We start from the raw sequence: 26,221 nt of genomic DNA, 5'->3' as shown, positions 1-26,221 counted from the left end.
GTTGACCAAACGGTACATAATGTATAAGATTTTCCATAACAGTTGGAAACGAAAGGAGGATTCCGGTGAGCAAACGCGGCAGACCACGTGATTTTGATTACACGTCCATCGTAGATGTGGCCATGAAAACATTTTGGTCAAAAGGCTACAATGGTTGTTCTACGCATGATTTATGCAGTGATACTGGCCTGGGGAAAGGCAGCTTGTACAATACGTTTGGCAGCAAACAGGACCTGTATCTCGCAGTGGTGGAACACTATCACGATACCGGGATTCGTGAACAGCGGGCGTTATTGGAAGGTCCGGATTCGGTGAAAGAACGGTTGCAAAATTTTTTAGCGTGGGCATTCGTGGAAGACTTTGAATCAACGAATCCAAAGGGATGCTTGCTGATCAATGCGGGATTGGAACGGGCAAAAGACGATCCCAAGATTGAAGAAATTGTCTCCCGGCATGTTGAACTTCTGAAGGATACCATGGAAAAAGTGATGGAGGAAGGCTTGCGAACGGGTGAAATCTCTCAAAAACGTTCTGCGGTGGATTTGGCAAGCCTATTTTTAAGCAGTTACTACGGCTTTCGTGTATTGAATACTTCCACACAGAACCGGAAATTGGCTGAACAAATTATGAAGGGGACCATGGAATCTATCTTCGGCGCGTAATGCGCTCTTTTTTTGAATGATTTTTGTACCGATTGTTACAATAAGGAGGGCTTCCTCATGCCGTCGATGATTTATTTGTTAGCGGTAGCGATTTTTGCAATGACGACTTCTGAATTTATGGTGGCAGGGATGATGAAGGACCTTGCGGATGATTTCGGTGTATCGATCTCATCCATCGGGTATTTCATTACGGCGTATGCGGGTGCAATGGTAATAGGGGGCCCGATACTAACGGCAACGCTTCTGCACATTCGCCGAAAACAAGCGTTGCTATCATTGATTGCCGTCTTCTTTATTGGTCAAACGTTAGGAGCAATAGCTTGGAATTACGAGTCAATGATGCTTGCGCGTATCCTAACGGGTATTGCCTCATCAGCCGCGTTTGGCATCTCTGTCAGTATTTCAGCCGGCTTGGTTCCCCCTCATTCACGGGGAAAGGCCGCTTCGATTGTTTTGGCAGGCTTAATGATTGCTACTGTCGCAGGACTCCCCCTGACAACCGTGATTGCACAATATTTCGGCTGGAGAATGAGCTTTTGGGCTGTTGCTATCGTCGTATTGCTATCAGGGATTTTGATTCTATGGCTGCTCCCTTCCTCCACACAAAAAGATCGGATGAACGCAAAGGATGAGCTTGCCAGTTTTCAAAATCCGCACCTTTGGGCCGCGTATGCAACGAGTATGCTAATCATTGGCGGTACCTTCGCAGCGTTTAGTTATTTTACGCCGATTCTTACAGATGTAACGGCATTTTCGGATACGAGCATCCCGTATTTGCTTGCCCTTTACGGCATCGCGACCGTGATCGGAAATATCGTGATTGGCAGACTTGCTGATCGTTTTACCATGCGAATCCTTGTAACGGGATTAAGCATCCTCCTAGGGGCATTGGTTCTGTTTGCGGTAGGTGCCGAAAATAAATGGATCGCGGTGCTGTCCATTGTTCTGATTGGGTTGACGGGTGTAGCGATGAATCCGGCCATGATTGCACGCGTCATGAATACAGCAGGCAGTGGGACGATGGTAAACACGGTGCATACTTCTTTTATTACATTGGGTGTTGCCATTGGTTCTTTCTTAGGCGGGATCGGGATCAGCAGTGGCTATGGACTTGTTTCACCATTGTGGGTAGGTGCTTGTTTCGCCGTTATCGGGTTACTTTCAATCGTTCCTTACCTGCAAAAGAGCAAAGTGTAAAAAACCATACAATCCCTCTTGAAAGTCAAAGAAGGTCAAACTATAATAAAGTCAACGAAGGTCAGAAAAGGTCAAAGGTCTTCTGAATTCCAAAACAACGCTTTTGGGGGGATTGAATATGCATTGTGAAATCTGCAAACAACGAGAAGCAACTGTGACTGTTCATATACGTGTACAAAATCAGCAACAAAAATACGATCTGTGCCAGGATTGCAAAACAAAGCTGACAAACAAAATGGGAGTGGGCATGGGCTTTAGTCCTTTCTCCTCCTTCTCTGGACTGGATGAGTTTCTGCAAGGCTTTGCTCAAGGTCAGATGAATCCGGGCAAAGCTTCCGGTCAACCACAGCGACAAGCGCCAGAACGCGGTGGGGGCATCCTCGATGACCTGGGCCGTAATCTAAACGATGCGGCACGTGCCGGGCTGATTGACCCAGTGATTGGACGCGAACAAGAAATTGAGCGTGTCATCGAGATTTTGAACCGACGCAACAAAAACAATCCGGTTCTGATCGGGGAGCCAGGGGTCGGGAAGACGGCGATTGCGGAGGGCCTCGCTTTGCGCATTACGGAAGGGCAAGTACCGACCAAACTGAAAAACAAGCAGGTGTACATTTTAGATGTCGCCTCTCTGGTTGCAGGGACGGGAATTCGCGGACAGTTCGAGGAAAAAATGAAGCAAGTAATTGCCGAGCTGCAAAAACGCAAAAACGTCATCCTGTTTGTGGATGAGATTCATCTACTGGTTGGAGCAGGCTCGGCGGAAGGATCCATGGATGCAGGGAACATCCTGAAGCCAGCTCTGGCTCGCGGTGAGTTGCAGCTGATTGGGGCAACTACGTTAAAAGAGTATCGCGTGATTGAAAAAGACGCTGCTCTGGAGCGCCGCCTGCAGCCAGTCATGGTCAAGGAACCAACTATAGAACAAGCCATCGAGATTTTAAAAGGATTGCGCCCGAAATACGAAGCCTTCCACCAAGTCGCTTACTCGGATGAAGTCATCCGTGCCTCCGTGGAATATTCCCATCGTTATATCCAGGATCGATTCTTGCCTGACAAGGCGATTGATCTCATGGATGAAGTGGGCTCGCGTTTGAACCTGAGATCCTCCGTGGTGGATACGTCAGAGTTGCATGAGCGTCTGGCGCAAATCAATCAGGAGAAAAAGGAAGCGACGGAGCAAGAAGCTTACGAACGAGCTGCCCATCTGCGCGACGAGGAAGCGGGCATTTTAGAGAAGCTGGATCAAATCGAAGGCAAGGAACAACGCGTCAAGGTTGACGTCACAGACATCCAAGCCTTGATCGAGCAAAAGACCGGGATTCCTGTTACCAAGCTGCAAAGTGATGAGCAGATGAAAATGAAAAACCTGGCAGCTCATTTGGAAGCAAAAGTCATTGGTCAGTCCGAGGCGGTCACACAAGTAGCGAAGGCGATTCGCCGCAGTCGAGCAGGTCTGAAACCGAAAAACAGACCGATTGCTTCCTTCCTGTTCGTTGGTCCGACTGGCGTAGGGAAAACAGAGCTGTCCAAAGCGCTGGCAGAGGAGCTGTTTGGTACCCGCGATTCCATGATCCGTCTCGATATGAGCGAGTACATGGAGAAGCACTCGGTATCCAAATTGATCGGTTCTCCTCCTGGCTACGTCGGTCATGAGGAAGCAGGTCAGCTGACTGAGCGCGTACGCCGCAATCCATACAGCATTATCCTGCTGGATGAGATCGAAAAAGCACATCCAGACGTGATGCACATGTTCCTGCAAATTCTGGAGGATGGCCGTCTGACAGATAGTCAAGGCCGTACGGTGAATTTTAAGGAGACGGTCATCATTGCGACGAGCAATGCCGGTGTGATCGAGCGTAAAATCTCCGTTGGCTTTGGGGCACAAGCGCCCGAGCCTGCGACCGTGCTGGATTCTCTGGGAGCGTACTTCAAGCCGGAATTCCTGAACCGCTTCGACTCGATCATTTCCTTTGCTCATCTGGAAAAACAGGATTTGGTCAAAATCGTCGATCTGCTGCTGCAAGATGTCATGGGCAATCTGTCTGAGCAAGGAATGGAGATCAGCGTGACAGATGCCGCAAAAGAAAAGCTGGCAGAGCTGGGCTACAACCCTTCCTTCGGGGCACGTCCATTACGCCGCGTGATTCAGCAATATGTGGAGGATGGCATTGCGGATCTGGTGATGGAAGAAGACAATGTGACAGCAATGGTTATTGATGTCGAGGATGATGTAATTCGAGTGAAAAAAGGATAACAGTTGTAAAAAAAGAAACCCCGATCTGGGGTTTCTTTTCTATTTACGATCTTCTTTATTTATTCATGAGTTTCTCATTGATGCCATTGCCGACGCGAGTACTTTCCATTTTCAGCTGGCGGCGCTTGGCGACGATTTTCTTCACCCATAACCCGATCAAGATGAGCGGCACCACGGTGAGAAAGATATAGAGAGAAACGTTATGGACCATATTTTCCGCCATTTTACCGTAAAAATAGAACAAGAATCCAACTGCGTAAAATTTGACTGCCCGTCCAATTGCGGCATACCCGATCAATTTCCACAACGGGAATTTCAAGCACCCCGACATGATTGTAAATACTTTGAACGGAATCGGTGTAAACGAACCGATGAAGATCGCGACTTCGCCCTTCTTTTGAAACATCTCTGTGGCAGAGTCAATCCATTCCTTCTTGAGAAGTTTGTACAGAACGGATTTACCTAGTACTTTACCGATAAAATAACCGACGGGAGTCCCTATGAGACAAGCGATGTAGCCTACCGTAGCAATCCACAATGCCTGCGAAGGATCAACGAGGCTGAGTGGCACTTGAAGAAAGAAGGCAGGAACGGGAAAGATGACTGCGTCTGCAAAAGAATGGATGAACATTCCTAAATAGCCGTATTCCATTAAGAAATCTAAAATGTTCTGAAGCATCTATTTCTCCTTTGTCATTCTATCGTTACTGCCAGTCATCAACTCAATTACGTATGTGTATAGATGCGATTCTACTTCAAACTGGCCGACTATGGAACGAATTTTTTTGAAATGGATTCCCTTATTATACAACGAAATACCCCAATCCCTGCATCTTGAAACAATTTATACCAAAGAATAATCCGGGTAAACCATGCTCTTTGTATCTGATAATACGATGTAGATCGTTTTCTGGTTACTCAATAGTTCCATTATCGTGATTTCATTGTTGTCCAAAAACGCACCCCCGCCGGATTTTAACTACGACTTAAGGCGGATAGGTTAACGGTGCATGCGGCGTAGCACATCCATCAACACGTCAATTCCTTGCTCAATCATTGTTTCCTTGGCATAGGACACATTCAGCTTCAACATATTTTCTTGCGGAAAGCCCAGCAAGTAATTTTTGTCAGTAGCATCCACAAGGATTGAGCGTTTTTTGAGCTGGCTGATAACAGCAGGGACCGGAATGGAATCGTTCAACACAATATGCGTATGAATCCCCGGATACGCAAGGGGCTGAAAGGTGAACAGATGCTCTCCATTCGCCGCAAACTGGTTCAAGGACGCCATCAGCAGGTTGGATCGCCGGTGATAGGAACTGCGTATCTTTTGCTTGTGTCGCTCGAACATTCCGCTTTTTAGGTAAATTTCCAGCGCAGCTTGAGATAACATGGAGCTGTCGATATCCATGAGTCGTTTGTGTTGGTTGAAGGAATCCTTTAACGCATCAGGTATAACAGCTACACCCAGACGGAGCCCGGGAAAAATAATCTTGGAATAGCTTTTTACATAGATCGTGCGAGAAAAGCGATCATAGGCAAAGAGGGGATCCGCTTTGCTGTCATGCTCAAGGTCTGCCATGTAATCGTCTTCCACGAGATAGACGTCGTACTGCTGGGCAAGCTCCACAATGCGCTGCTTATCCTTTCGGCTGTATGACGTCCCGAGTGGGCTATGATAGCGAGGCATCGTATAGAAAAACTTGATTTCTCCCGTTTGGAAAATAGATTCCAGCTCTTCTAAATCGATTCCTTGAGCAGTGCGCTTGATCCCGAGAACAGGATGCTTGCGTACTTGCAAGCTTTCAATGAATAGGTGGTAGCTGGGCTGCTCAATCAGAATCGTTTCTTTGCCATTTGGAAAAGGAAGACTACACAGCAAGGTTAGAGCTTGTTGGACACCGGAGGTAATGAAAATATTGCCCGGATCTGTAAAAACCTGATGGTTCCCAAGCAGCTTGGCGACGACGGCAATGAGTGATGGCAGGCCTTGTGTAGTTCCGTATATGAAAAGATCGTTTTTATAGGTTTCAATCGCTTTATTGATGCAGTGTTGAAAATCGACATAAGGAAAGAGGTCAGGATCGGGAGCAGAGGTCGCAAAATCGATTATCGACGTATCTGCGGGCTGTATCCTCCTTTGCTTTTTCACGACGTAGTAGCCGCTTCGGTCGACCGAATAGATGAGATGACGCTTTTCGAGTTCATCCAAGGTGCGAATCACGGTACTTTTGCTGCATTGGTAGCGAGTGGCGAGCTCCCGAATGGAGGGAAGCCGGTCTCCGTCTTGATACGAGAGGCTTTCAATCAACGTTTCGAGTTCATTTTGAAGCTGCAAATATTTGTGCATCCAAAAAACATTCCCTTACGCTGAATTTGTATCGGTACAGTTACTCCTTTTTTGCATTGTAGCACGATTGATCCCCCATTACTATTAACCTAAGACGGCCGTCTGTAAAAAGTCCCCAGTAGGAGAGATACATACGATGAAAGACCAACAAAAAGCGATTCTTGCGGCATTACTGAATGCGGGGATTACCGGCTTGTCATTTTTGTTTCTGAAAATGGCACTCGCTGTAACCAATCCGGTTGATACTTTGGCACACCGTTTTACCGTGGCATTTATCGTTGCTTCTATCCCGATCGTGTTTGGGTGGATCAAGCTGTCCATCAAACCAAAAGACATGCTCACGATTATACCGCTCGCCATGCTGTACCCCATTCTGTTCTTTACCCTTCAGGCGTTTGGACTGGTGTATACCACTTCGTCTGAGGCGGGAATTATTCAAGCAACCGTTCCGATTTTTACTATGGTCATGGCGGCATTCTTTTTGGGAGAGTCTTCTACGTGGCTGCAAAAGCTGTCCACGCTTTTATCCGTCGGAGGTGTCGTGTACATTTTTGCAATGAAGGGGCTTGGTGTAAGCTCAGGTTCAGGGAGCAGTATCGGTACCATTCTCATCCTGTTATCTGCGTTTTCTTTGGCGGGGTATAGTGTTCTGGCGAGGAAAATGACAAAGTCCTTTCATTATATAGACATGACCTATATGGTGGCGGTACTCGGATTTTTGTTTTTTAACGGCTGGTCAGTCATTCGCCACAGTGCAGAGGGGACTTTATCGACCTATTTTGTTCCTTTCGCCAGTTCGACATTTATCATCTCGATTGTATTTTTGGGGATTCTGTCCTCGCTCATGACGTCTTTTATGACCAACTTTGCCTTGTCCAAGATGGAGGCATCCAAACTCAGCGTGTTTAACAATTTGTCTACGCTGGTTACGATCGTGGCGGGCGTTATCTTTTTGCAGGAACAATTGGCATACTACCATCTTATTGGCGCAGTGATGATTATTATCGGGGTGATCGGGACGAATTTCCTAGGGGCAAAATTAAAAAAACAAAAGCACACGCCTCAATCGAAATCCACGTCTGTGTGAGAAAAGATAGAAAGATACGCAACAGAGCGAATGTTTATTCATTGGCTCTGTTTGTTTTTGAGGAGGAATCGTTCGTGAAACTGTTTACAAATCGTATCATACACGATATAGTTACCTAGATTGTGAGTATAATGACATATGGTGAGATGACGGAATGAAAAAAATTATACATCTGGATTCAATTGAAAAGAGATTTGCAGATACTGTCGTCGTCCCCTCTTTTTCTCTCTCCATCGAAGAAGGGGAGTTTTTGACGTTACTCGGCCCCAGTGGCTGTGGGAAAACGACACTGCTGCGAATGATTGCTGGCTTTGAGCAGCCAACGACCGGGGAAATTTTCCTAGACGAAAAGCCCCTCAGCCATGTGCCGCCATATCAACGCGATATGAACATGGTGTTCCAGCAATATGCTTTGTTTCCACACATGACCGTGGAGCAAAACATCCTGTTTGGTTTGAAAATGAAAAAAGTGAACGCAGCTGAACAACAAAAGCGTTTGGAGGAAGTACTTCAGTACGTCCAACTGACAGAATTACGGAAACGTACGCCAAAGCAGCTATCTGGCGGACAACAGCAACGCGTAGCAATCGCACGGGCGATTATTAACAACCCACGCGTTCTGCTTCTGGACGAGCCATTAGGTGCGCTAGACTACCAATTGCGAAAAAGCTTGCAGCTTGAACTGAAAAACTTGCAGAAGAACCTAGGGATAACGTTCATTTACGTCACCCATGACCAAGAAGAAGCGATGGCGATGTCCGATCGAATCGCGGTCATGAACAAGGGACGAATTGAACAAATTGCTTCTCCAGCAGAGATTTACAACTCCCCGCAAACCTTGTTTGTGGCTACCTTTATTGGGGAAAACAACATTTTCCGGGAAAACGGAACGAATGCAGCGGTACGTCCGGAAAAGATTAAGTTGTACCCGGTTGACTCCGACAAGGACAAGCACAAGAAGCTGGGCACCATTGCTGACGCGGTGTTCCTCGGCAATTTGCGCAAGGTATTTATCCGCCTTGAGGGGCAGGATATGACCGTAATGGCACACCAGTACGCAGGTGACGGTCTGGACTGGCAGGTGGGAGATCAAGTGGCCATTGGCTGGGCACAGACGGACGAGGTGATCCTTCCTTGTTAAACAAGAAGCCGGTAAAACTGCTCGCGCTTCCCGCCCTTTTGTGGATGGGTGCGCTTTTCGTCCTGCCTATGCTTATGATCGCCATACTGTCTTTCCTCAAAAGAGGCACGTACGGGCAAGTTGTCTATGAGTTTACGCTGAACAATTACATCCGCATTTTCGATCCGCTGTATGGCCAAATTTTTTGGGATACGTTAGTCGTAGCGGTTTTAACAACTGTATTTTCGATTTTGTGTGGCTATCCGTTGGCGTATTACATTTCACGGCTGGAAAAATCGACTCAGCAAATATGGCTGTTGCTCGTGATGATTCCGTTTTGGATCAATTTCTTGGTCCGTTCCTATGCGTGGGTAATCATCCTGCGTTCGCAAGGCGTAATCAATACGTTCCTACAATCGCTGGGCATTATTTCGGAGCCGCTGCCACTTCTGTACAATTCGGGTTCTGTCCTGCTCGGGATGGTGTACACGCTTATGCCGTTCATGGTACTGCCGATTTATGTGTCACTGGAGCAGATGGATCGCCGCAAGCTGGAAGCAGCGTATGATCTGGGGGCAACACCATGGAAGGCTTTCTGGCACGTAACTCTGCCAATGACCAAGACAGGTGTCGTCACTGGATCGATCCTCGTATTTGTTTCTTCCATCGGGATGTTCGTCGTTCCGGATGTCATGGGAGGAGCGAAATCGGCTTTGATCGGAAACGTCATTCAAAATCAATTTTTGTCTGCCCGTGACTGGCCGTTTGGTTCTGCCTTGTCCATCGTGCTGATGCTATTGTCCATGCTGTTGATTCTTCTTTATTTCCGCGCTACCAAAGCGAGCGAGACAAAGGAGGGATCAGCATGAAAACATTACGTCGAAACGCACTATCTGGATACTCATGGCTGATGCTGGTCTTTTTGTATCTGCCAATCTTGATCCTTGTCCTTTATTCGTTCAATGATTCACGGATCAACGCGACATGGACTGGTTTTACGTGGAAGTGGTACGTTTCTTTGTTTGAAAACAGGCAGGTCATGCAAGCGCTGATGAACAGTTTGACGATTGGGGTTATCAGTAGCGTCATTGCAACGGTATTGGGTACGGCTGCTTCTCTGGCGGTCAAGCACTTTTCCCTGCGTTGGAGCAATATCTTCAACGGGTTAATGTACTTGCCGATCGTCATCCCGGAGATCATGATGGGGTTGGCTATGCTCGTGCTATTTAGTCAGGTACAGATGGAGCTGGGGAAAGTGACCCTGATCCTGGCGCATGTTACGTTTAGCATGCCCTATGTGATGGTTATTATTTCTGGACGTTTGGCTGATATGGGCAAAGAACTAGAAGAAGCGTCTCAAGATTTGGGAGCAACTCCATGGGAGACATTGCGCTATGTGACGCTGCCCCTGATCATGCCTGGGATCATCGCAGGTTTCCTGATGTCGTTTACCCTATCGCTGGACGATTTCATTATTTCGTTTTTCGTGGCTGGTCCGAATTCGACTACATTGCCACTCTACATTTATGGGTTGGTAAAACGAGGCGTCTCGCCAGAAGTGAATGCACTCTCGACACTTTTGATCGTGAGTACCGTACTGTTAGTTGTGGTGGCAGAGATTTTCCGCCGCAAAGACTCGAAAAATAATCAAATCTTTTAGAACCATCATGGAGTTTGCATAAGGCAATCCCATAACTGATTTGGAGGTTGAGAGGAAAAAATGAAACGTTTCAAGTCCTTGATGATCGGCGCTCTGACCGCCGTACTTGCGGTGACTGCTGTAGGCTGCTCATCGTCATCTGAGCAAGAGCAACAAGTATTGAATATTTACAGCTGGGCAGACAACTTCGACCCAGACGTCATCAAAGGTTTTGAGCAAAAATTCAATGTGAAGGTCAACTATGATGTATACGGCAGCAACGAAGAAATGCTGGCAAAAATTCAAGCGGGTGCATCTGGCTACGACCTGATCCAACCTTCTGATTACATGGTAGGTACCATGATTCAGCTGGGTCTCCTGGAAGAACTGAACAAAGCGAACATCCCGAACATGGGCAATATCGTGTCTACGTTCAAGACACCTCCTTTTGACAAAGAAAACAAGTATTCACTCGTATATACATGGGGAATTACCGGGATCGCTTACAACAAGAAATATGTAAAAGAAACCCCGACAAGCTGGAATGATCTGTGGAATGAAGCTTACAAGGGCCGTGTCATCATGCTGAACGACCCTCGTGAGGTTATGGGAATGGCACTGATCAAAAATGGCTTCTCCAATAGCACGACGAACAAAGAGGAACTGGAAAAGTCCTTTGCTGATTTGAAAAAAGTAGTACCGAATGTTGTTGCTTTTGATACAGACAACATCAAGCAAAAGATGATTGCGGAAGAAGCATGGATCGGAATGGTTTGGTCCGGTGACGCGGCTTTCATTCACGCACAAAATCCAGATGTAGATTACGTCATTCCGAAAGAGGGCGCAACGATCTGGGCAGACACGATGGCAATTCCAAAGGGCGCTAAGAACAAGGAAATGGCTGAGAAGTTCATCAACTACCTGATGGACCCAGAGGTCAGTGTGAAAAACTACGAGTCTATCGGCTACAGTAACCCGAACGAAAAAGCATACCCACTGCACAGTGAAGAATACCGTGCCAACAAGATGGTCTTCCTGGATACAGCAGACATTGCCCGTGCGGAGTGGCTGGTGGATGTAGGAGAAACCTTGCAGCAATACGACCGCTACTGGACTGAAATGAAGAGCGGCAGATAAATAGTGGTGAACGAACCGAGATGGAGTATTTCCGTCTCGGTTTTTTTGTTTTTATTTTGTTTGCGAGCCTACTCTTCGGCTTGAAAGGGGAATAGAGCGAGGGCATTGGAAAAATAATAAGGGGACACCATATATTGGGGTAGACATAAGATGACAACCAACATGATTTCTGAATCCGTTAGCGAGACGCGAGAAAAATTATGGGATCACATGCGAAATCCGCGAATGGTGTTTCGTACCCTTTCTTGTGGAACCAATAGCTTGTTGCTAGCCTACCTACCCTATCTAGTCGATACGGTCATTCTTCAGCAGGTGTTGCTTCCTTATTTCGGAAGGTTACCTGACGAAAAGATTGATCCTGATACGGTTTTGGGGAATGTTCCTGTTGCTCATGTCACCAAAACCATGGATTACAACCAAGTCAGCGATTATCTCGTGAGGGGATGGATTTATCTTCAAATCGAAGGGATAGCGTGCGGGCTCCTTCTCTATGTAGCAAGAATACCGAGTCGTTCTTTGGGAGAGGCTCAGGTCGAAACCCAGATTTTTGGTCCTCAGGTTTCTTTTACAGAAGACTTGGAAACCAACTTAGGGGTTCTACAGGGATATCTTTCGACTGATTTGCTGACCAACGTATCTAGTACGATTGGGAAACGTAGCAGGACAAATGTGGAAGTATGTTACATGGAGGAACTGGCGGCTCCTGAAAATGTTCAAACCGTCATTCAGCGTTTACGCGATCTAAATATAGACGGCGTGATTGACAGTGGAAAATTGGTTCAACTGATTGATGACAATACGTTCTCTATTTTTCCACAGCTAATCCTGACAGAACGACCTGATCATGTAAGTGAAGCCCTGTTGGAAGGAAAGGTGGTCGTATTTGTCGAGGGGAGCCCGTTTGCTATCGTCGGTCCCAGTTCCTTCGTGGACTTTTTCAAGTCCAATGAAGATCTTTATATCCGGTGGCAAATGGCTTCCTTCATAAGATTGTTGCGTTTCTCGGCCCTTTTTGTTTCTTTGTTTTTTACAGCTACTTATGTGGCTGCACTTACGTTTCATTATGAAATGATTCCATCTGCTCTCCTTGTATCGCTCGTAAAGTCTCGTTCCAAGGTACCTTTTCCCCCTTTGTTTGAAGCTTTGCTGCTTGAGATGATTATTGAATTCCTGCGGGAGGCTGGAGCGAGACTTCCTTTTAAAGTTGGGCAAACGATAGGGATTGTTGGCGGTATCGTAATTGGACAGGCAGCGGTTGCAGCAGGTTTTACCAGTAACATATTGATCATGATTGTGGCGCTCAGTGCATTAGCTTCCTTTACTTTTCCCTCCTACATGATGAGTACGGCAGTCCGAATCCTCCGCTTTCCGATTATCCTGTTAGCTGGAATTTGGGGAGGTTTTGGTATTATGCTTGGTGCGTCTTTTCTCTTGATACACATCCTGCGTCAATCAAGTCTGGGACGTCCGTTTTTTCTTCCCTTTTTTCCTTTTCGCTTGCAGGATATTAAAAACAGTCTGATCCGGTTCCCTTTTTACTCTCTCGGCAAGCGTCCGGCTATGACACGTTCTCCTGACGATACCCGTGTGCCTGATGAGGCCGGGAAAAAAAGACCAGTTCAGTAGTTAGGTGTTGAATGTGAATGTCAATGTCACGGTCCACTTTTCGTCGGAATACCCATATGGCTATCAGCGTCTCTCTTGCGCTATTTATGGTCCATAGCAATCAGGTTGGAATCGGCATAGCGGGTGTCCAACGCTTTATTTATGATAGGGTGCAGCAAGACGCCTGGATTTCGGTCATAATAGCAGGCATTATGACCCATATAGCGGCATGGTTCATGCTAAAAATCTTAGCGAAATTCAAAGATATGGATTTGTATGACATTCATCAAACTGTATTTGGAAAATGGCCTGCACGTGTTCTTAATTTCATCTTTATCGTATATATCATGGGCTCTGCCTTAACGATCTTGAGAGGGTACATCGAGATCATTCAGTCATGGATGTTTCCAGGAGTGCCTTCCTGGGTATTAAATGCCTCCTTGCTTTGCCTGGCCATTTATGGAGTGACGGGTGGCATTCGGGTGCTGGCTGGCATTAGCTTTTTTTCTGTCGGGTTGACGGTCTGGCAGTTACTGCTCTTGGTTTATCCCATGCAATACGCCGATTTTCATTTATTGCAGCCAGTCTTTCATCATGATCTTGTAGAGCTTATGGACGGTGCGAAGAAGATGTCCTTTACCATCATCGGATTTGAGATTATTTTGTTCATCTATCCGTTTGTGAAGGAAAAGGAAATGCTACCGCGATATGTACATGGTGGGCTGTTTATGACCACCTTCTTGTATGTGGCAGTCATGCTGGTTACACTCTTGTACTTTCAAGGGGAGCAGCTTCAGCATCTTATCTGGGCAACGCTCATGATGATGAAAATTGTAGAGTTTCCGTTTTTGGAGCGTTTTGAGTTTGTGTCTATCTCACTGTGGATGCTTATCATGCTGGATAATTTGCTGATGAACCTGTGGGTAGCCATGCGGGGGGTTCACCATATTAGTGGGGTCAAGGAGAGAATGGCCCTTATCGGGATTGTTGGTGTTATGTTTTTTGCAAGCAATTTTTTGGAAACACGCCAGTCGATTAATCTCATCACGGATATTTTCGGTGGAGTAGGTTTCTATATCATTTTTATTTATCCCATCGTGCTTTATGTAGTGATTCGGCTGTTTCGAAAGGGGGCGGTCCGGACATGAAAAGGTTACGGTTGCTTGTTTACTACTTAGCAGTGGTCGTGTTATTGAACGGCTGTGGGGAGCAGCACGTATTAGAAAAATTGGGACTGGCAGTTGCAGTGGGGTACGATCTTAGTAAAGACGGAAAGCTATTGGGTACCACGGTATTTTATCAAATTGACCCGGAGGCACGTGAGTTGGTCACCGTCATTTCGGGCACAGCGCATACGAGCAAGGGACTCAGCGTTTCACACAACAGGGAGTCTTCCAAAAAAATTGTAGGAGGTCAAATTCGCGTCGTGGTCTACCACGATGAGTTAGCACGTAAAGGAATCCTGTCTCTTGTGGAAAACTTAACGCGTGATGCCTCCATCGGAAGCAATGTCTATTTAACGGTAGCCAAAGGAAGAGCGTATGATATTTTGACACATCGCTATCCCGAGAACAGCAACATTGGAATTTACCTCTATCAGGCCATACGGCAGAACGTCGAAGGAGAGAATATGATCTCCTCGAAGCTTCATGAGTTCATGAAAGATTATTATGCAATCGGGAAAGATCCTGTGATGCCTTATATCGAAAGAGTAAAGAATGAATTGCATATTAATCAAATTGGTTTATTTCGAGATCAAAAACTGGTGGCAGAAATTACAGCAAGGGAGGGATTTTTCCTCAAGATATTACGGGAGCGTTACAATAAGGGGGAATTGGAAATAAACATTTCTCTCGATAAAAAGCGTCTTTTTACTGTCATTGAACATATCTCAAGCAAAAAGAAAATAAAAGTGTTGGATTTGGAGAAACCGAGATTTTCTGTGAAAGTCGATATGTCCGCGCAGATTCAGGAAATGGCTGAAAAAATCGATTTATCAAAGCCTGAGCAGTTGAAAAAGGTACAAAAAGCAATCGAGCTGGCGGTTCAAAAAGAGACGGTGCTTTTACTGGAAAAGTTTAGAAAGTACGATGTTGACCCGGTAGGATTCGGGGAAATCTACAATATAGCCAGTCAAAGAAGTGGGAAAAAGAAAATGAGTAAGGATGAATGGCGGGAAATCATGAAAAGGGCGAAATTTGATGTCGATGTTGAGATCAAGATTTTACGTACAGGCGTCATTGGGTAATCGGAACAATTGTAAAATCATCCTAATACAGTTTGAAAAGGCACGGATCGGACAGAATTTCCGTTCATGCCTTTTTTTGTTTTCAACACTTTGCCACAACAGATAGCCCGATGGAGCCATATAGATTCTCGTACTAATCTGATAGGATTAAGGACGAAATAAGGAAGCAGGTGACAGGGTGACATACAACATCAGACAATATACGGTTGTGTTTTTGCTCGCCTTCTTACTTATACTGACAACGGGTATGACAACTGCTTACGCCCATGCTGGCTTGATGAGCAGCTCCCCACAAGATGGTGAGGTACTGAAGGCGAATCCAGGACAAATATCTGCGCGGTTTACCGAAACATTAGAGCCCGATCTTGTTAACGTGCGTTTATTTGATTGGAATGGCAAGGAAATAAAACTGGAGCGGCCGACATTGCAGCCGGGTGATGCCTCGCAGTTAAATGCGAATTTGCCGAGCGATTTGGCTGAGGGGACGTATTCGGTTATCGTGACGGTCGTTTCTGAGGATGGACATCCGATCTCAGAGAAGCTCACGTTTTCCATCGGACAAAAAAGTGCAGTCGTGGTTCCGCCAAATGAGCAAAAAGCAGATTCGAGCTACTTGATCATGTACCGCTATTTGGCGCAGGGAATTATTCTCGTCGGTGGCGGCTTGTATCTGGTAGCGTGGGCAGCACAGCGTCATGGTTTGCCTTCGCTCGCCCAGCTCATCGGGATTGGTAGACAAATCGGATGGAGTTTGGCGATCATCGGACTTATATTTTTGTGGTTCCTGTATGACGAATCGTTAACCACTGTATCACTTACGCAAGCACTGTGGCAGATGGACGGGAACTTGCTCAGCCAGTCTCCGTTTGCGATCATGCTGCTGGTGTCCTTTGCCCTACTGTTATTGATTGCGATCCCCAATATGGTGTCCGGCTGGTATGTGGGAATTTGGGTTCTATTGATCAGCGCGCAAGCTTTTGGCGGTCATGCATGGGGCATTGCTCCTGTCTGGCTGTCCATTTTGCTGAGACTGCTGCATGTTTTGACGGTCGCCGTGTGGATGGGGGCACTTGCCTACTTGTTACTTACAGTCAAAGCGGTTGAACGAGGACAGGAGTCGTTCAAGAGGTTCTTTTTGCAGACTGTTGCGGTGGCGGCAGTGCTTGCCGTCGTGACGGGCGTTGTCATGCTGATCGTGCAGACGGATGTCATGAATATTATCCAGAGTGCAACGGCATGGAGCTACCTGTTATACGGAAAAATAGCAAGTGTCTGCCTCATGCTTCTTCTGGCCTTTAGGCAAACCAGGCGTTGGCGGACGAAAAATTCCTTGAAGCCCGCTTACTTGCGTTGGGAAATAATATTTGGGATTATCGCAGTTCTGGCCGGACTTTGGATGAGTCAAATCAACTACCCGACTGCGACGACAAATAATCAAGCCGTGATTCAAACAGATACAAACTAGGGAGGATTTATCGGATGAAAATGAAAAAATGGATGAGTAGTGTACTGGTAGCAGGAGCAGTTTTGACATTGGCGACAGCAGCACAAGCACATGTGAACGTCTATCCGAAAGAGACTACTACAGGCTCCTATGAAAAATACACCGTGCGTGTCCCAGTAGAAAAAGACGTCAACACGACAAAAGTGAAGGTGGAATTCCCGGCTGGTGTGAAGGTAAACTCCGTGCAACCGATTCCGGGCTGGTCCTACGAGTTTGAGAAAGATAAAGACGGTGTGAACACAGCACTTGTGTGGACAGCCACAGAAGGCGGAATCAAGGCGCATGAGTTCCAAGAGTTCACGTTTGTCGGGGCAAACCCAAAAGAAGAGGGTCAATTGGCTTGGAAGGCTTATCAGACCTATGCAAATGGCGAGGTTGTAGAATGGACAGGGGATAAGGATTCCAAAACGCCAGCGTCTGTCACTACCATTAAGGCTGGTGTAGGCGAAGCAGGGCATGAGCATGGACAAGAACAAAAGCCGACAACCGCTCCTGCTGGGGAAGCGGCTGGTGCAGGCAGCAACAATACCTTGCCATTGGTACTCTCTGGTTTGGCGTTGCTGATCTCCATCGTTGGCCTGTTTAGAAAAAAAGCGTAAGTACTTCCTAATGAAGCTGTGCAGTGTGTCCAATCATGCTGCACGGCTTTTTCCATTGTGTGGCAATTAAAAACATTCTATAATAGCTGTAATTACTTTCGGAGGTGTATATCACATGTTAAAAACACTATTCAGAGCAAGCAAGTACACGGAAGGAAAAATACGAACGGCAGCATGACGCGGACGCATTTTGCACAGTAGAGGATTGTAGAGGTACGATCAGTATGTGAAAACGGAACGCGTCATCTGCCTAAAAAAGGTGGATACTGCTTCCATGTTCATGAATGCGACAAAAGTATATATGATCAAAAGTTTTTTGACTTCCCTGGCCAATACGACCATGTTCACAACCTATGCGCTTTACTACATTGTGACACTGGGCTTTAACCCGTTTGAATTGCTAGTGATCGGGACGGTTTTGGAGTTATCCGTGCTGGTTTTTGAAGGGGTAACAGGAGTAGTGGCGGATACGTACAGTCGCCGTCGCTCCGTCATTATTGGGATGTTTTTTCTGGGAATCGGATTTGCGATGCAGGGGATCGTTCCCGCGCTTGATGCTTGGGTACCGATGATTTCTGTCTTCGGTTTGGTGCTGTTTTCGCAAGTCGTCAGTGGTCTTGGGTATACGTTTATTAGTGGAGCGGATACTGCATGGATTGTGGATGAGGTCGGGGAAGAGAAGATCGGTACGATTTTCATGAAGGCCAAGCGCTATTCCTTGTTTGGGAATCTGCTCGGGATTGCACTTAGTGTGGCATTGGCAACACTCGCTCCCAATTTGCCTTACCTCATAGGTGGCCTCATGTATTTGGGGCTTGGTGTCTTTCTGATTCTGTTCATGAAGGAGACCGGATTTATTCCCCGTGAACGTGAGCAAGGTGCTTCCCACGTGAAGGAAATGATTCAGACGTGGACTTCGGGTGCCAAAGTGATTCGCAGTCAGCCGATTCTCATGCTGATCTTGTTCGTGACACTATTTACGGGTGCAGCCTCAGAAGGGTATGACCGTTTGTGGGAAGCGCATTTGATCGCAGAAATTGGTTTTCCAGAGCTCGCTGCTATTTCGATGCCCATGTGGTTCGGGATCATTGCCGCACTCGCAAGCTTACTCGGCCTCATCGTGGTAGGCGTTGTGGAAAAAAGGCTGGATGTGAACAATGAGCGGGTTGTCCTTGTGGGCATGTTCACGTTGACGGGGCTCAAAATTGTAGCAATGATAGCTTTTGCCTTTTCCCCTAGCTTTACCTGGGCATTAGTTGCACTGCTGTTGATCGGTGTGATCCAGTCATTGAGCAATCCGCTGTATGATACGTGGCTGAATTTAAACATTGAAAGCAGTGTGCGAGCGACGGTTTTGTCGATGATGGGCCAGTCCAATGCGTTGGGACAAACGGCAGGTGGTCCGGCTGTCGGATGGATTGGGACGCGTATTTCGATTCGCGCTTCGCTCGTTGCAGCGGCTATCTTGTTGGCACCGATTCTGATTGTGTTCGGACGTGCGCTTAGAAGGCGCTGAGTCACATACACAGTGTAACAAGCAAAAGGCATGTGTCCATTTTTTAGGGCGCATGCTTTTTTGTTGAGGCAATCGTTGGTTTTTGTAATCAAAACTTGCGAACAAACGTTCTCTTTTGGTGTGATGATCTCAACAACAAGAAGACACATTTTGTGGTGGTGACAGCCTGATGCTTCAGGAGTTGAGAAGGTACGCAGAGCGGCAGCAAGCAGTGGAGATCATCTATTTGAAAAAGGATGGGGACACTAGCAGGCGAACGATTCGTGTAGTTCATATCGATGGGAACAAAGGGAGCTTGAAAGCATATTGTTATATGAGGAAGGCGTATCGTGTATTTGTATTGGAAAACATTTTGGCGATCGCACCTGTGTCTGGACATTTTGCCGGATGAAAAGGAATCACCCTCCACGCCCCCAGTCTATTCCAGCCATACTATGTTATACTAAATAGGTAAACAACTTCAACAAAAGAGGAAGGGCGGGGACAAACCATGGAGTTCTTCATTGTCATCGTCATCATGTTTTTGATCGTAGTATTTGTCTTAGCGTCCAAAGCTGCAAAAGGTGGAAGTGGGCGCTCTCATTCCTCTTCAGACAGCGGGGGCGGAGCCTTCTATGTAGACAGCTCTCACAATCACCATCATCGAAGTCACGATTCAAATGATCGTTGGGATAGCTATGACGGCGGAAGCGATAGCGGTAGTGGTGGAGACAGCGGTGGTGGCGGCGGGGGAGATTGACGCTGTTGCATTTTGTTTCATTATGGTACAATAACTGGGAAATATGATTCCAAACCTGAATGGTAGGTTTGCTAAAGGAGAGATGTTTTATGGTAGCCATCAAATTTGTTCAGAGTGTCGTAGTCGGGGTCACGGGAATCCTCCTTTCAAGCGAACAGTAATATCGTTCACCAAATGAGGATTCGACTGTGACTGGTTCTGGCTGATAGCCATCTATTTAACCAATTGCAGGGGGAATCCGCAGTGAATCAAACAACCAATCAACAAGTATTGCAATCTATGGGCTGGAATGAGTATTTTGCTAATCATTTTACCCCTTATGCTGAGCAAGGCTTCAGTGTGGGACGTATCACACTTGAACATAAACGTATTTATCGTCTGTGGAGTGAGCATGGCGAGCTCCTAGGCGAGGTAACAGGTAAGCTTCGTTATGAGGCAACCGGACGAGAAGATTTTCCGGCTGTCGGGGACTGGGTAGTGATCAGTGCCCGCCCAGAGGAAATGAAAGCCTCGATCCACGGACTTCTTCCACGTAAGAGCAAGTTTTCCCGCAAGGTAGCTGGGGATACAGTGGAAGAGCAGATTGTGGCTGCGAACGTCGATACGGTTTTCCTCGTGAATTCCTTAAATAATGATTTAAATCTGCGCAGGATTGAACGCTATCTCATTCTTGCGTGGGAAAGTGGAGCCAACCCGGTGATTGTGCTTTCCAAAGCAGATTTGTGTGACGATCTGGATGCATGTATGGCAGAGATAGAATCAGTCGCGATCGGAGTACCTGTTCACGTAGTCAGTGCTGAGCAGGGAGAAGGACTGGATCAGCTCGCACCGTATTTGGGCGAGGGCCAGACGATTGCGTTGATGGGTTCCTCTGGTGTTGGCAAATCCACGTTGATCAATAAATTGAGCGGAGCGGAGATGCAAAAAGTTAGTGGCGTGCGTGAAGGTGATGACCGTGGCCGCCATACGACGACTCATCGCGAACTGTTCCGATTGCCGAGTGGTGCTCTCATGATCGATACACCGGGCATGAGGGAACTCCAGCTCTGGGAGGCAGATGAGGGCTTCCGCGGTGCTTTTGACGATATCGAGTCCATTGCGGAAACATGCCGTTTCAATGATTGCAAGCATATGCGCGAGCCCGGCTGTGCTGTTCAATCTGCCATCAACGATGGATCATTGGAAAAGGCACGCTTTGACAGTTACCTGAAGCTCCAACGCGAATTGGCACATCTGGCACGCAAAGAAGACGCAAGGCTTGCTGCCGCTGAAAGGGATAAATGGAAGAAGCTCAACGTTCAAATGCGGGAGAAAAAACCAAAGAGATAAGTACGTGAGCCCTTGAGAAATCAGGGCTCTTTCCTTTAATTGGACAAGTAAGCGCTTCCTTTTTCTTTCAAAAATTAACGCTTGCTACCAACGCGAGAGTTATGATAGATTTGGTCAATACTCGTTATTACACTTCGAAATTAGATAGGTAGCTCGTATAATTTTGGGAATAAGGCCCAACCGTTTCTACCAGGTGACCGTAAATCACCTGACTACGAGTGAAAGTGCGTCTAGGGTTCCGTCTCTTCCTTTCCTATTTCAATCATAGGGTTGAAAGAAAGCTGGTCCGAGCGGCGCAGGCACGAATGATGTGTCACACCTAAGGGATAAAAGCCCAGAGGGACAGTTTCACTTGGCGTTGGTTCGTTACGTAGCCCGCTTGTGACACTGTCCACTCTGGGCTTTCTATATTTTCAGCAGGCCGCAAGTAAAAATGGCCGGAACGATATCTGAGGAGGAAGAACTGATGAAAGAATTACAAGAGCGCATCGTACAGGATGGCAAGGTACTGTCGGCATCCGTTTTGAAGGTGGATGCGTTTTTGAACCACCAGGTAGATCCGCAATTGACGATGAAGATCGGACAACGCTTTGCCGAGTTGTTCGCTGGTGAAAACATTACAAAAGTCGTGACGATTGAGGCAAGTGGAATTCATTTTGCTATGGCAACTTCCTTTGCTTTGGGTGTTCCCTTTATTTATGCAAAAAAGAAAAAAGCTGTCACGCTGACAGAGGAAGTATATTCTGCTCCTGTTCATTCCTTTACCCGTCAGGAAACGTATCAAATCAGTGTTTCCCGTCAGTATCTGTCCAAAGAAGACCGCGTACTGATTGTCGATGACTTCTTGGCTACGGGAGCTGCTCTGGTAGGGCTTACGAATATTATCAAAGATGCCGGTGCTCATCTCGTTGGAGTGGGTGCTGTTATTGAAAAAAGCTTCCAGGAGGGCCGCGGTCTCTTGGAGCAAGCTGGCGTACGAATCGAATCATTGGCACGTATTGAATCGATGTCACCAGAAGGCATTCATTTTATTGAAGAAGAGCCTGCTCGCGTATAATCAAAAAATCAATAGGAGGTAAGGGTTCACTCATGCTAGCCAAACATAAAATTGTTACTTTGGGCTTACAGCACATTCTTGCCATGTATGCAGGAGCCGTCGTCGTACCGTTGATTATCGGTGGTGCTTTGAATCTGACTCCTATGCAAATCGCTTATTTGATTGCTGCTGACCTTTTCACATGCGGAATCGCGACGCTCTTGCAAGTTCTTGGTACACGTTATACGGGAATTCGCCTTCCTGTTGTGCTAGGCTGTACGTTTACAGCAGTAGGACCGATCATTGCGATTGCTTCCACGAGTAATCTAGCGACCGCTTACGGTGCCATCATCATATCGGGTATATTCGTTGTCTTGGCAGCTCCACTGTTTGGCAAGCTGCTACGCTTTTTCCCAACCGTGGTACAAGGCTCAGTTGTTACGATCATTGGACTGTCGCTCATTCCCGTTGCGATGAACAACGCGGCTGGCGGACAAGGCATGCCGGACTTTGGGCAACCGCACAATTTGCTTTTGGCTTTAGGAACGTTGGTTATCATTTTGCTTATTAATCGTTTCTTTACCGGATTTATTCGTGCGATTTCTGTTCTGCTCGGCTTGATTGTCGGTACGGCTGTCGCTTACATGATGGGGATGGTCAGCTTCGCGAATGTTGCGGAAGCCTCTTGGTTTAGCGTGGTTGAACCGTTTTACTTCGGTACACCACAGTTCAGTATTGTGGCTATTGTTACCATGATTCTCGTCAACATCATCAGCATGGCTGAGTCCACTGGTGTTTACTTTGCACTCGGTAAAGTGACCAATACAAAAGTGACGGATCAAGATGTTGTCAAAGGATTGCGCGGAGAAGGGGTCGCAATCGTACTGGGTGGCATTTTCAATGCATTCCCTTACACGGCTTTTTCGCAAAACGTCGGTTTGGTTTCCTTGACGGGCATTAAATCGCGCGATGTGATGATTGGCGCCGGTGGAATCCTGGTCGTTCTCGGATTACTGCCAAAGCTGGCTGCTTTGACAACGGTCATTCCTAACGCGGTATTGGGTGGAGCGATGATCGCTATGTTCGGGATGGTTGTTGCATCAGGTATCAATATTCTTTCGCAGGTTGACCTGAGCAAAAACGAAAATCTGCTGATCGCTGCTTGCAGTATCGCCGTTGGACTAGGCTCGGCTGCGGTTCCGACGATGTTTGATCAACTGCCTACTTTGGCAAAAATGATGCTGCAAAATGGTATCGTCACAGGTTCTTTGACGGCAGTCATCTTGAATATCTTGCTTGTTCATACGAATAAAAAAGCATCTCAGACTGCTCCGGCAAATGTAACTGTTTCGGAAGCGTCTTAACATCATCAGATCATGAACCGTCGTTTCCTGGATAGACAGGAGGGGGCGGTTTTCTTTTATAGTGGCTGCAGTGAGGAGAAGAATATTTCCAGTCTAAGCTCAGTGCTCCGTCCCGCTGAGGGTTGGGAGTGTCCGCTACGAAGGGATTCGCGGGGAAACGCAAAAGTGGTAGCCGCTACGTTGTATGGGCACGGTTGCGTTTCTGTTGCCCGCGAATCCCTTCTCCGCTCGGTAGGACTCCACAAGTCGCTACGTCTGGAAATATTCTTCTCTGTCGTTACAGATGACATTTCTTCATTCTTTTAAATCTCTAAAAGCCTGTGTAAACAGGGAAAGCTCGTAGAGGAAACAGGAGAAAAAAGCGAAGATCTTAGGGACGCCGACCGAGGCGCAATGAAAAAAAGAGAAACAAGCTCTTAGCGTCCACCTCTGAGATGCCTCCTGAAAGGACGACTTTGGACGCGGGTTTCGCTTTTTTTCATGGAGCCGGACATTCAATCCCTCAGCGGGTGGCCCTAGAATCTGAGCGTTTTCTCCTGTTTCCTCCCCAGCACTACAGCAACAACTTGAGGTTCTTATGTATGCGGCTGCAGTGAAGAGAAGAATATTTCCAGTCTAAGCTCAGTGCTCCGTCCCGCTGAGGGTTGGGACTGTCCGCTCCGAAGGAATTCGCGGGGAAACGCAAAAGTGGTAGCCGCTACGTCGTATAGGCACGGTTGCGTTTCTTATGCCCGCGAATCCCTTCTCCGCTCGGTAGGACTCCACAAGTCGCTACGTCTGGAAATATTCTTCTCTGTCGTAACTGACTACATTCTTCCATCTTTTAAGTCGTGAAAAGATCGGTAAACACGGTAAGCTCGTAGAGGAAACAGGAGAAAAAAGCGAAGATCTTAGGGACGCCGACCGAGGCGCAATGAAAAAAAGAGAAACAAGCTCTTAGCGTCCACCTCTGAGATGCCTCCTGAAAGGACGACTTTGGACGCGGGTTTCGCTTTTTTTCATGGAGCCGGACATTCAATCCCTCAGCGGGTGGCCCTAGAATCTGAGCGTTTTCTCCTGTTTCCTCCCCAGCACTACAGCAACAACTTGAGGTTCTTATGTATGCGGCTGCAGTGAAGAGAAGAATATTTCCAGTCTAAGCTCAGTGCTCCGTCCCGCTGAGGGTTGGGACTGTCCGCTCCGAAGGAATTCGCGGGGAAACGCAAAAGTGGTAGCCGCTACGTCGTATGGGCACGGTTGCGTTTCTGTTGCCCGCGAATCCCTTCTCCGCTCGGTAGGACTCCACAAGTCGCTACGTCTGGAAATATTCTTCTCTGTCGTTACTGATCACATTTTTCCAGCTTTCAAAGCATTAAAAAATCGGATTACACGAAAAGCTCGTAGAGGAAACAGGAGAAAAAAGCGCAGATCTTAGGGACGCCGACCGAGGCGCAATGAAAAAAAGAGAAACAAGCTCTTAGCGTCCACCTCTGAGACACCCCCTGAATGGACGACTTTGGACGCGGGTTTCGCTTTTTTTCATGGAGCCGGACAGTCAATCCCCAAGCGGGTGGCCCTAGAATCTGAGCGTTTTCTCCTGTTTCCTCCCCACCACTACAGCTGGAATAACGTACTTTTTCAAATACGCAAAAAAGGCTTCCCCGCAATGACAAGCGTCCAACAGTGTTGGCCAAGTTTTACATACGATGACCATGTAAAACAAACTACCTCCAGAAAGGAAGGGGTGCCATGGCAACCTTTCAGGAAGCGCTCCTGGCAAAGAAGCATTTGGTCAAAAGATGGAAGCGGATGCCGGGCGTAATTGGCATCGGGATTGGCTACGCAAACGGTAAAAACAAAAAAGGCGGCGCCTGTATTGTGATGTATACCGTTAATGCAAGTGCCGCCGTGAAGAAGAGCTGCCCGAGTTGCGTCCTTGTCAAAAGACAAGTGGCGACAGCTCATGTATCTGTTCCTGTTCGAACCGTAACCTCTGGACGGTGCCATTGTCATCCCGCTGTACGTCCTTCTGCAACGAATTATCGCAGTAGAATCAGACCTGTGATCGCTGGATATAGCATCGGCTACCCAGGGGCGTCCGGAACGGCTGGGTTAATCGTTGCCCGAGGAGGCCAACGGTTTGTGTTGAGCAATAATCACGTCCTGAATCGTAACAATACGAGCGGCTATACCGAGACCATCCAGCCAGGTGGAGCCGACGGTGGTCGTTCGGGAAGAGATCGAATCGGGCGCTTGTATCGGTACGTTCGACTTCGGAGAAATGCAGGTAATCGAATGGATGCAGCGCTTAGCATCCCTACGTCCAATCGACTCCTTGCCCCTCGTTATGCAACCGTGGGCAGAGTACCAGGTGTGATTCGCTCGTATGGTATCGGGCGCAGATTGAAAAAGGTGGGCCGTTCATCAGGGCTGGCATGGGGAACGGTCGAATCGATCCACACCGATATTGATGTCAGTTACGGGAACTACGGAGGACTGGGGACCATTCGTTTTCAGAATCAGACGGTCATCAGAAGTACGGTTCCCATCTCCTTGCCGGGAGATTCCGGCTCAGTTTGGCTGACTGCGGGCAATTACGCGGCGGCTGTGAATTTTGCTGGTTCAGCCAATGGGAGGCTCTCCATTTCGTATCCGGTTGTCTGGGCATTGCAAGCGTTTGGCGTGGGGATAGCAAGAGCAACAGGGAGGGCCGGCAGGTCAGTTGCCAAAGTAAAAAGGGGCGGGCGAACCAATACACGTACTAGACCGCTATCTCCCGCAGAGTTAAACCGTGTCCAAACAAAAAAAGCTGCCTCCAAAAGGCAGCTGGGTAAGCGAAAGAAAAGTAGATAA

At 47.3% G+C, this 26,221-nt stretch carries 22 protein-coding genes and 1 riboswitch; of the genes, 20 read left to right on the top strand and 2 right to left on the bottom strand.

The genetic code is table 11. The features are described from left to right. The first annotated feature begins 65 nt into the window (after positions 1-65). The 3 genes from HPY31_RS16770 to HPY31_RS16760 all read left to right on the top strand — a co-directional run bounded on the left by HPY31_RS16770 (position 66) and on the right by HPY31_RS16760 (position 4,116). Positions 66-662, top strand: coding sequence for a TetR/AcrR family transcriptional regulator (locus tag HPY31_RS16770; RefSeq protein WP_172141624.1), 597 nt, complete (start codon positions 66-68; stop codon positions 660-662). 57 nt (positions 663-719) lie between these two features. Beyond that, positions 720-1,859 (top strand): MFS transporter, encoded by a 1,140-nt coding sequence (locus HPY31_RS16765; protein WP_172141623.1) that lies wholly within the window; start codon positions 720-722, stop codon positions 1,857-1,859. Positions 1,860-1,977: 118 nt separating this feature from the next. Next, positions 1,978-4,116 (top strand): ATP-dependent Clp protease ATP-binding subunit, encoded by a 2,139-nt coding sequence (locus HPY31_RS16760; protein WP_172141622.1) that lies wholly within the window; start codon positions 1,978-1,980, stop codon positions 4,114-4,116. Between the two features lie 55 nt (positions 4,117-4,171). On the opposite strand, the gene HPY31_RS16755 is transcribed toward HPY31_RS16760, so the two are convergent. Both HPY31_RS16755 and HPY31_RS16750 read right to left on the bottom strand, forming a co-directional pair. Continuing rightward, positions 4,172-4,795 carry a YqaA family protein gene (locus tag HPY31_RS16755; protein ID WP_172141621.1) on the bottom strand — a complete coding sequence of 208 codons (624 nt, stop codon included), beginning with the start codon at positions 4,793-4,795 and terminating at the stop codon, positions 4,172-4,174. Positions 4,796-5,116: 321 nt separating this feature from the next. Then, positions 5,117-6,466, bottom strand: coding sequence for an aminotransferase-like domain-containing protein (locus HPY31_RS16750; RefSeq protein ID WP_172141620.1), 1,350 nt, complete (start codon positions 6,464-6,466; stop codon positions 5,117-5,119). A gap of 136 nt (positions 6,467-6,602) precedes the next feature. On the opposite strand from HPY31_RS16750, the gene HPY31_RS16745 reads away from it, so the two are divergent. The 17 genes from HPY31_RS16745 to HPY31_RS16665 all read left to right on the top strand — a co-directional run bounded on the left by HPY31_RS16745 (position 6,603) and on the right by HPY31_RS16665 (position 26,221). Continuing rightward, a complete protein-coding gene (locus tag HPY31_RS16745; protein ID WP_172141619.1) occupies positions 6,603-7,553 on the top strand; it encodes a DMT family transporter in 951 nt (316 codons plus the stop codon). 154 nt (positions 7,554-7,707) lie between these two features. Next, a complete protein-coding gene (locus HPY31_RS16740; RefSeq protein ID WP_016743157.1) occupies positions 7,708-8,694 on the top strand; it encodes an ABC transporter ATP-binding protein in 987 nt (328 codons plus the stop codon). A gap of 44 nt (positions 8,695-8,738) precedes the next feature. Next, positions 8,739-9,542: an ABC transporter permease gene (locus HPY31_RS16735; protein ID WP_049684184.1), complete on the top strand. Its 804-nt coding sequence runs from the start codon at positions 8,739-8,741 to the stop codon at positions 9,540-9,542. Beyond that, positions 9,539-10,333, top strand: a complete 795-nt coding sequence (locus HPY31_RS16730; RefSeq protein ID WP_172141618.1) for an ABC transporter permease — start codon at positions 9,539-9,541, stop codon at positions 10,331-10,333. The genes HPY31_RS16735 and HPY31_RS16730 overlap by 4 nt, the downstream gene beginning before the upstream one ends. Before the next feature lie 60 nt (positions 10,334-10,393). Further along, positions 10,394-11,449, top strand: coding sequence for an ABC transporter substrate-binding protein (locus tag HPY31_RS16725; RefSeq protein WP_172141617.1), 1,056 nt, complete (start codon positions 10,394-10,396; stop codon positions 11,447-11,449). Positions 11,450-11,599: 150 nt separating this feature from the next. Continuing rightward, the gene (locus HPY31_RS16720; RefSeq protein WP_172141616.1) at positions 11,600-13,075 is read left to right on the top strand and encodes a spore germination protein; all 1,476 of its coding nucleotides are present in this window, start codon (positions 11,600-11,602) and stop codon (positions 13,073-13,075) included. Positions 13,076-13,092: 17 nt separating this feature from the next. Next, positions 13,093-14,202, top strand: coding sequence for a GerAB/ArcD/ProY family transporter (locus tag HPY31_RS16715; protein WP_253901829.1), 1,110 nt, complete (start codon positions 13,093-13,095; stop codon positions 14,200-14,202). Then, entirely contained in the window at positions 14,199-15,302 is a 1,104-nt protein-coding gene (locus HPY31_RS16710) for a Ger(x)C family spore germination protein (RefSeq protein ID WP_172141615.1), read from the top strand. Before HPY31_RS16715 ends, HPY31_RS16710 begins: the two co-directional genes overlap by 4 nt. 178 nt (positions 15,303-15,480) lie before the next feature. Then, entirely contained in the window at positions 15,481-16,767 is a 1,287-nt protein-coding gene (locus HPY31_RS16705) for a copper resistance CopC/CopD family protein (RefSeq protein WP_172141614.1), read from the top strand. A 14-nt stretch (positions 16,768-16,781) separates the two neighbouring features. Next, positions 16,782-17,405: a YcnI family copper-binding membrane protein gene (locus HPY31_RS16700; RefSeq protein WP_016743149.1), complete on the top strand. Its 624-nt coding sequence runs from the start codon at positions 16,782-16,784 to the stop codon at positions 17,403-17,405. A gap of 274 nt (positions 17,406-17,679) precedes the next feature. After that, complete coding sequence (locus HPY31_RS16695) at positions 17,680-18,921, top strand: MFS transporter (protein WP_172141687.1); 1,242 nt, start codon at positions 17,680-17,682, stop codon at positions 18,919-18,921. A 169-nt stretch (positions 18,922-19,090) separates the two neighbouring features. Continuing rightward, a complete protein-coding gene (locus HPY31_RS16690) occupies positions 19,091-19,312 on the top strand; it encodes a WYL domain-containing protein (protein WP_172141613.1) in 222 nt (73 codons plus the stop codon). Between the two features lie 99 nt (positions 19,313-19,411). Next, entirely contained in the window at positions 19,412-19,660 is a 249-nt protein-coding gene (locus tag HPY31_RS16685) for a hypothetical protein (protein ID WP_172141612.1), read from the top strand. A 243-nt stretch (positions 19,661-19,903) separates the two neighbouring features. Next, positions 19,904-20,989, top strand: a complete 1,086-nt coding sequence (rsgA, locus tag HPY31_RS16680) for a ribosome small subunit-dependent GTPase A (RefSeq protein ID WP_172141611.1) — start codon at positions 19,904-19,906, stop codon at positions 20,987-20,989. Positions 20,990-21,122: 133 nt separating this feature from the next. Further along, positions 21,123-21,224: riboswitch (purine riboswitch) on the top strand. A 231-nt stretch (positions 21,225-21,455) separates the two neighbouring features. Then, complete coding sequence (locus HPY31_RS16675; RefSeq protein WP_172141610.1) at positions 21,456-22,046, top strand: xanthine phosphoribosyltransferase; 591 nt, start codon at positions 21,456-21,458, stop codon at positions 22,044-22,046. 32 nt (positions 22,047-22,078) lie between these two features. After that, a complete protein-coding gene (locus HPY31_RS16670) occupies positions 22,079-23,389 on the top strand; it encodes a nucleobase:cation symporter-2 family protein (RefSeq protein ID WP_172141609.1) in 1,311 nt (436 codons plus the stop codon). 1,728 nt (positions 23,390-25,117) lie between these two features. Beyond that, positions 25,118-26,221, top strand: a complete 1,104-nt coding sequence (locus tag HPY31_RS16665) for a chymotrypsin family serine protease (protein WP_172141608.1) — start codon at positions 25,118-25,120, stop codon at positions 26,219-26,221.

This window comes from Brevibacillus sp. HB1.3, assembly GCF_013186635.1.
In the GTDB taxonomy this organism is placed as follows: domain Bacteria; phylum Bacillota; class Bacilli; order Brevibacillales; family Brevibacillaceae; genus Brevibacillus; species Brevibacillus brevis_D.
This window is presented reverse-complemented; position numbering and strand designations above follow the sequence as displayed.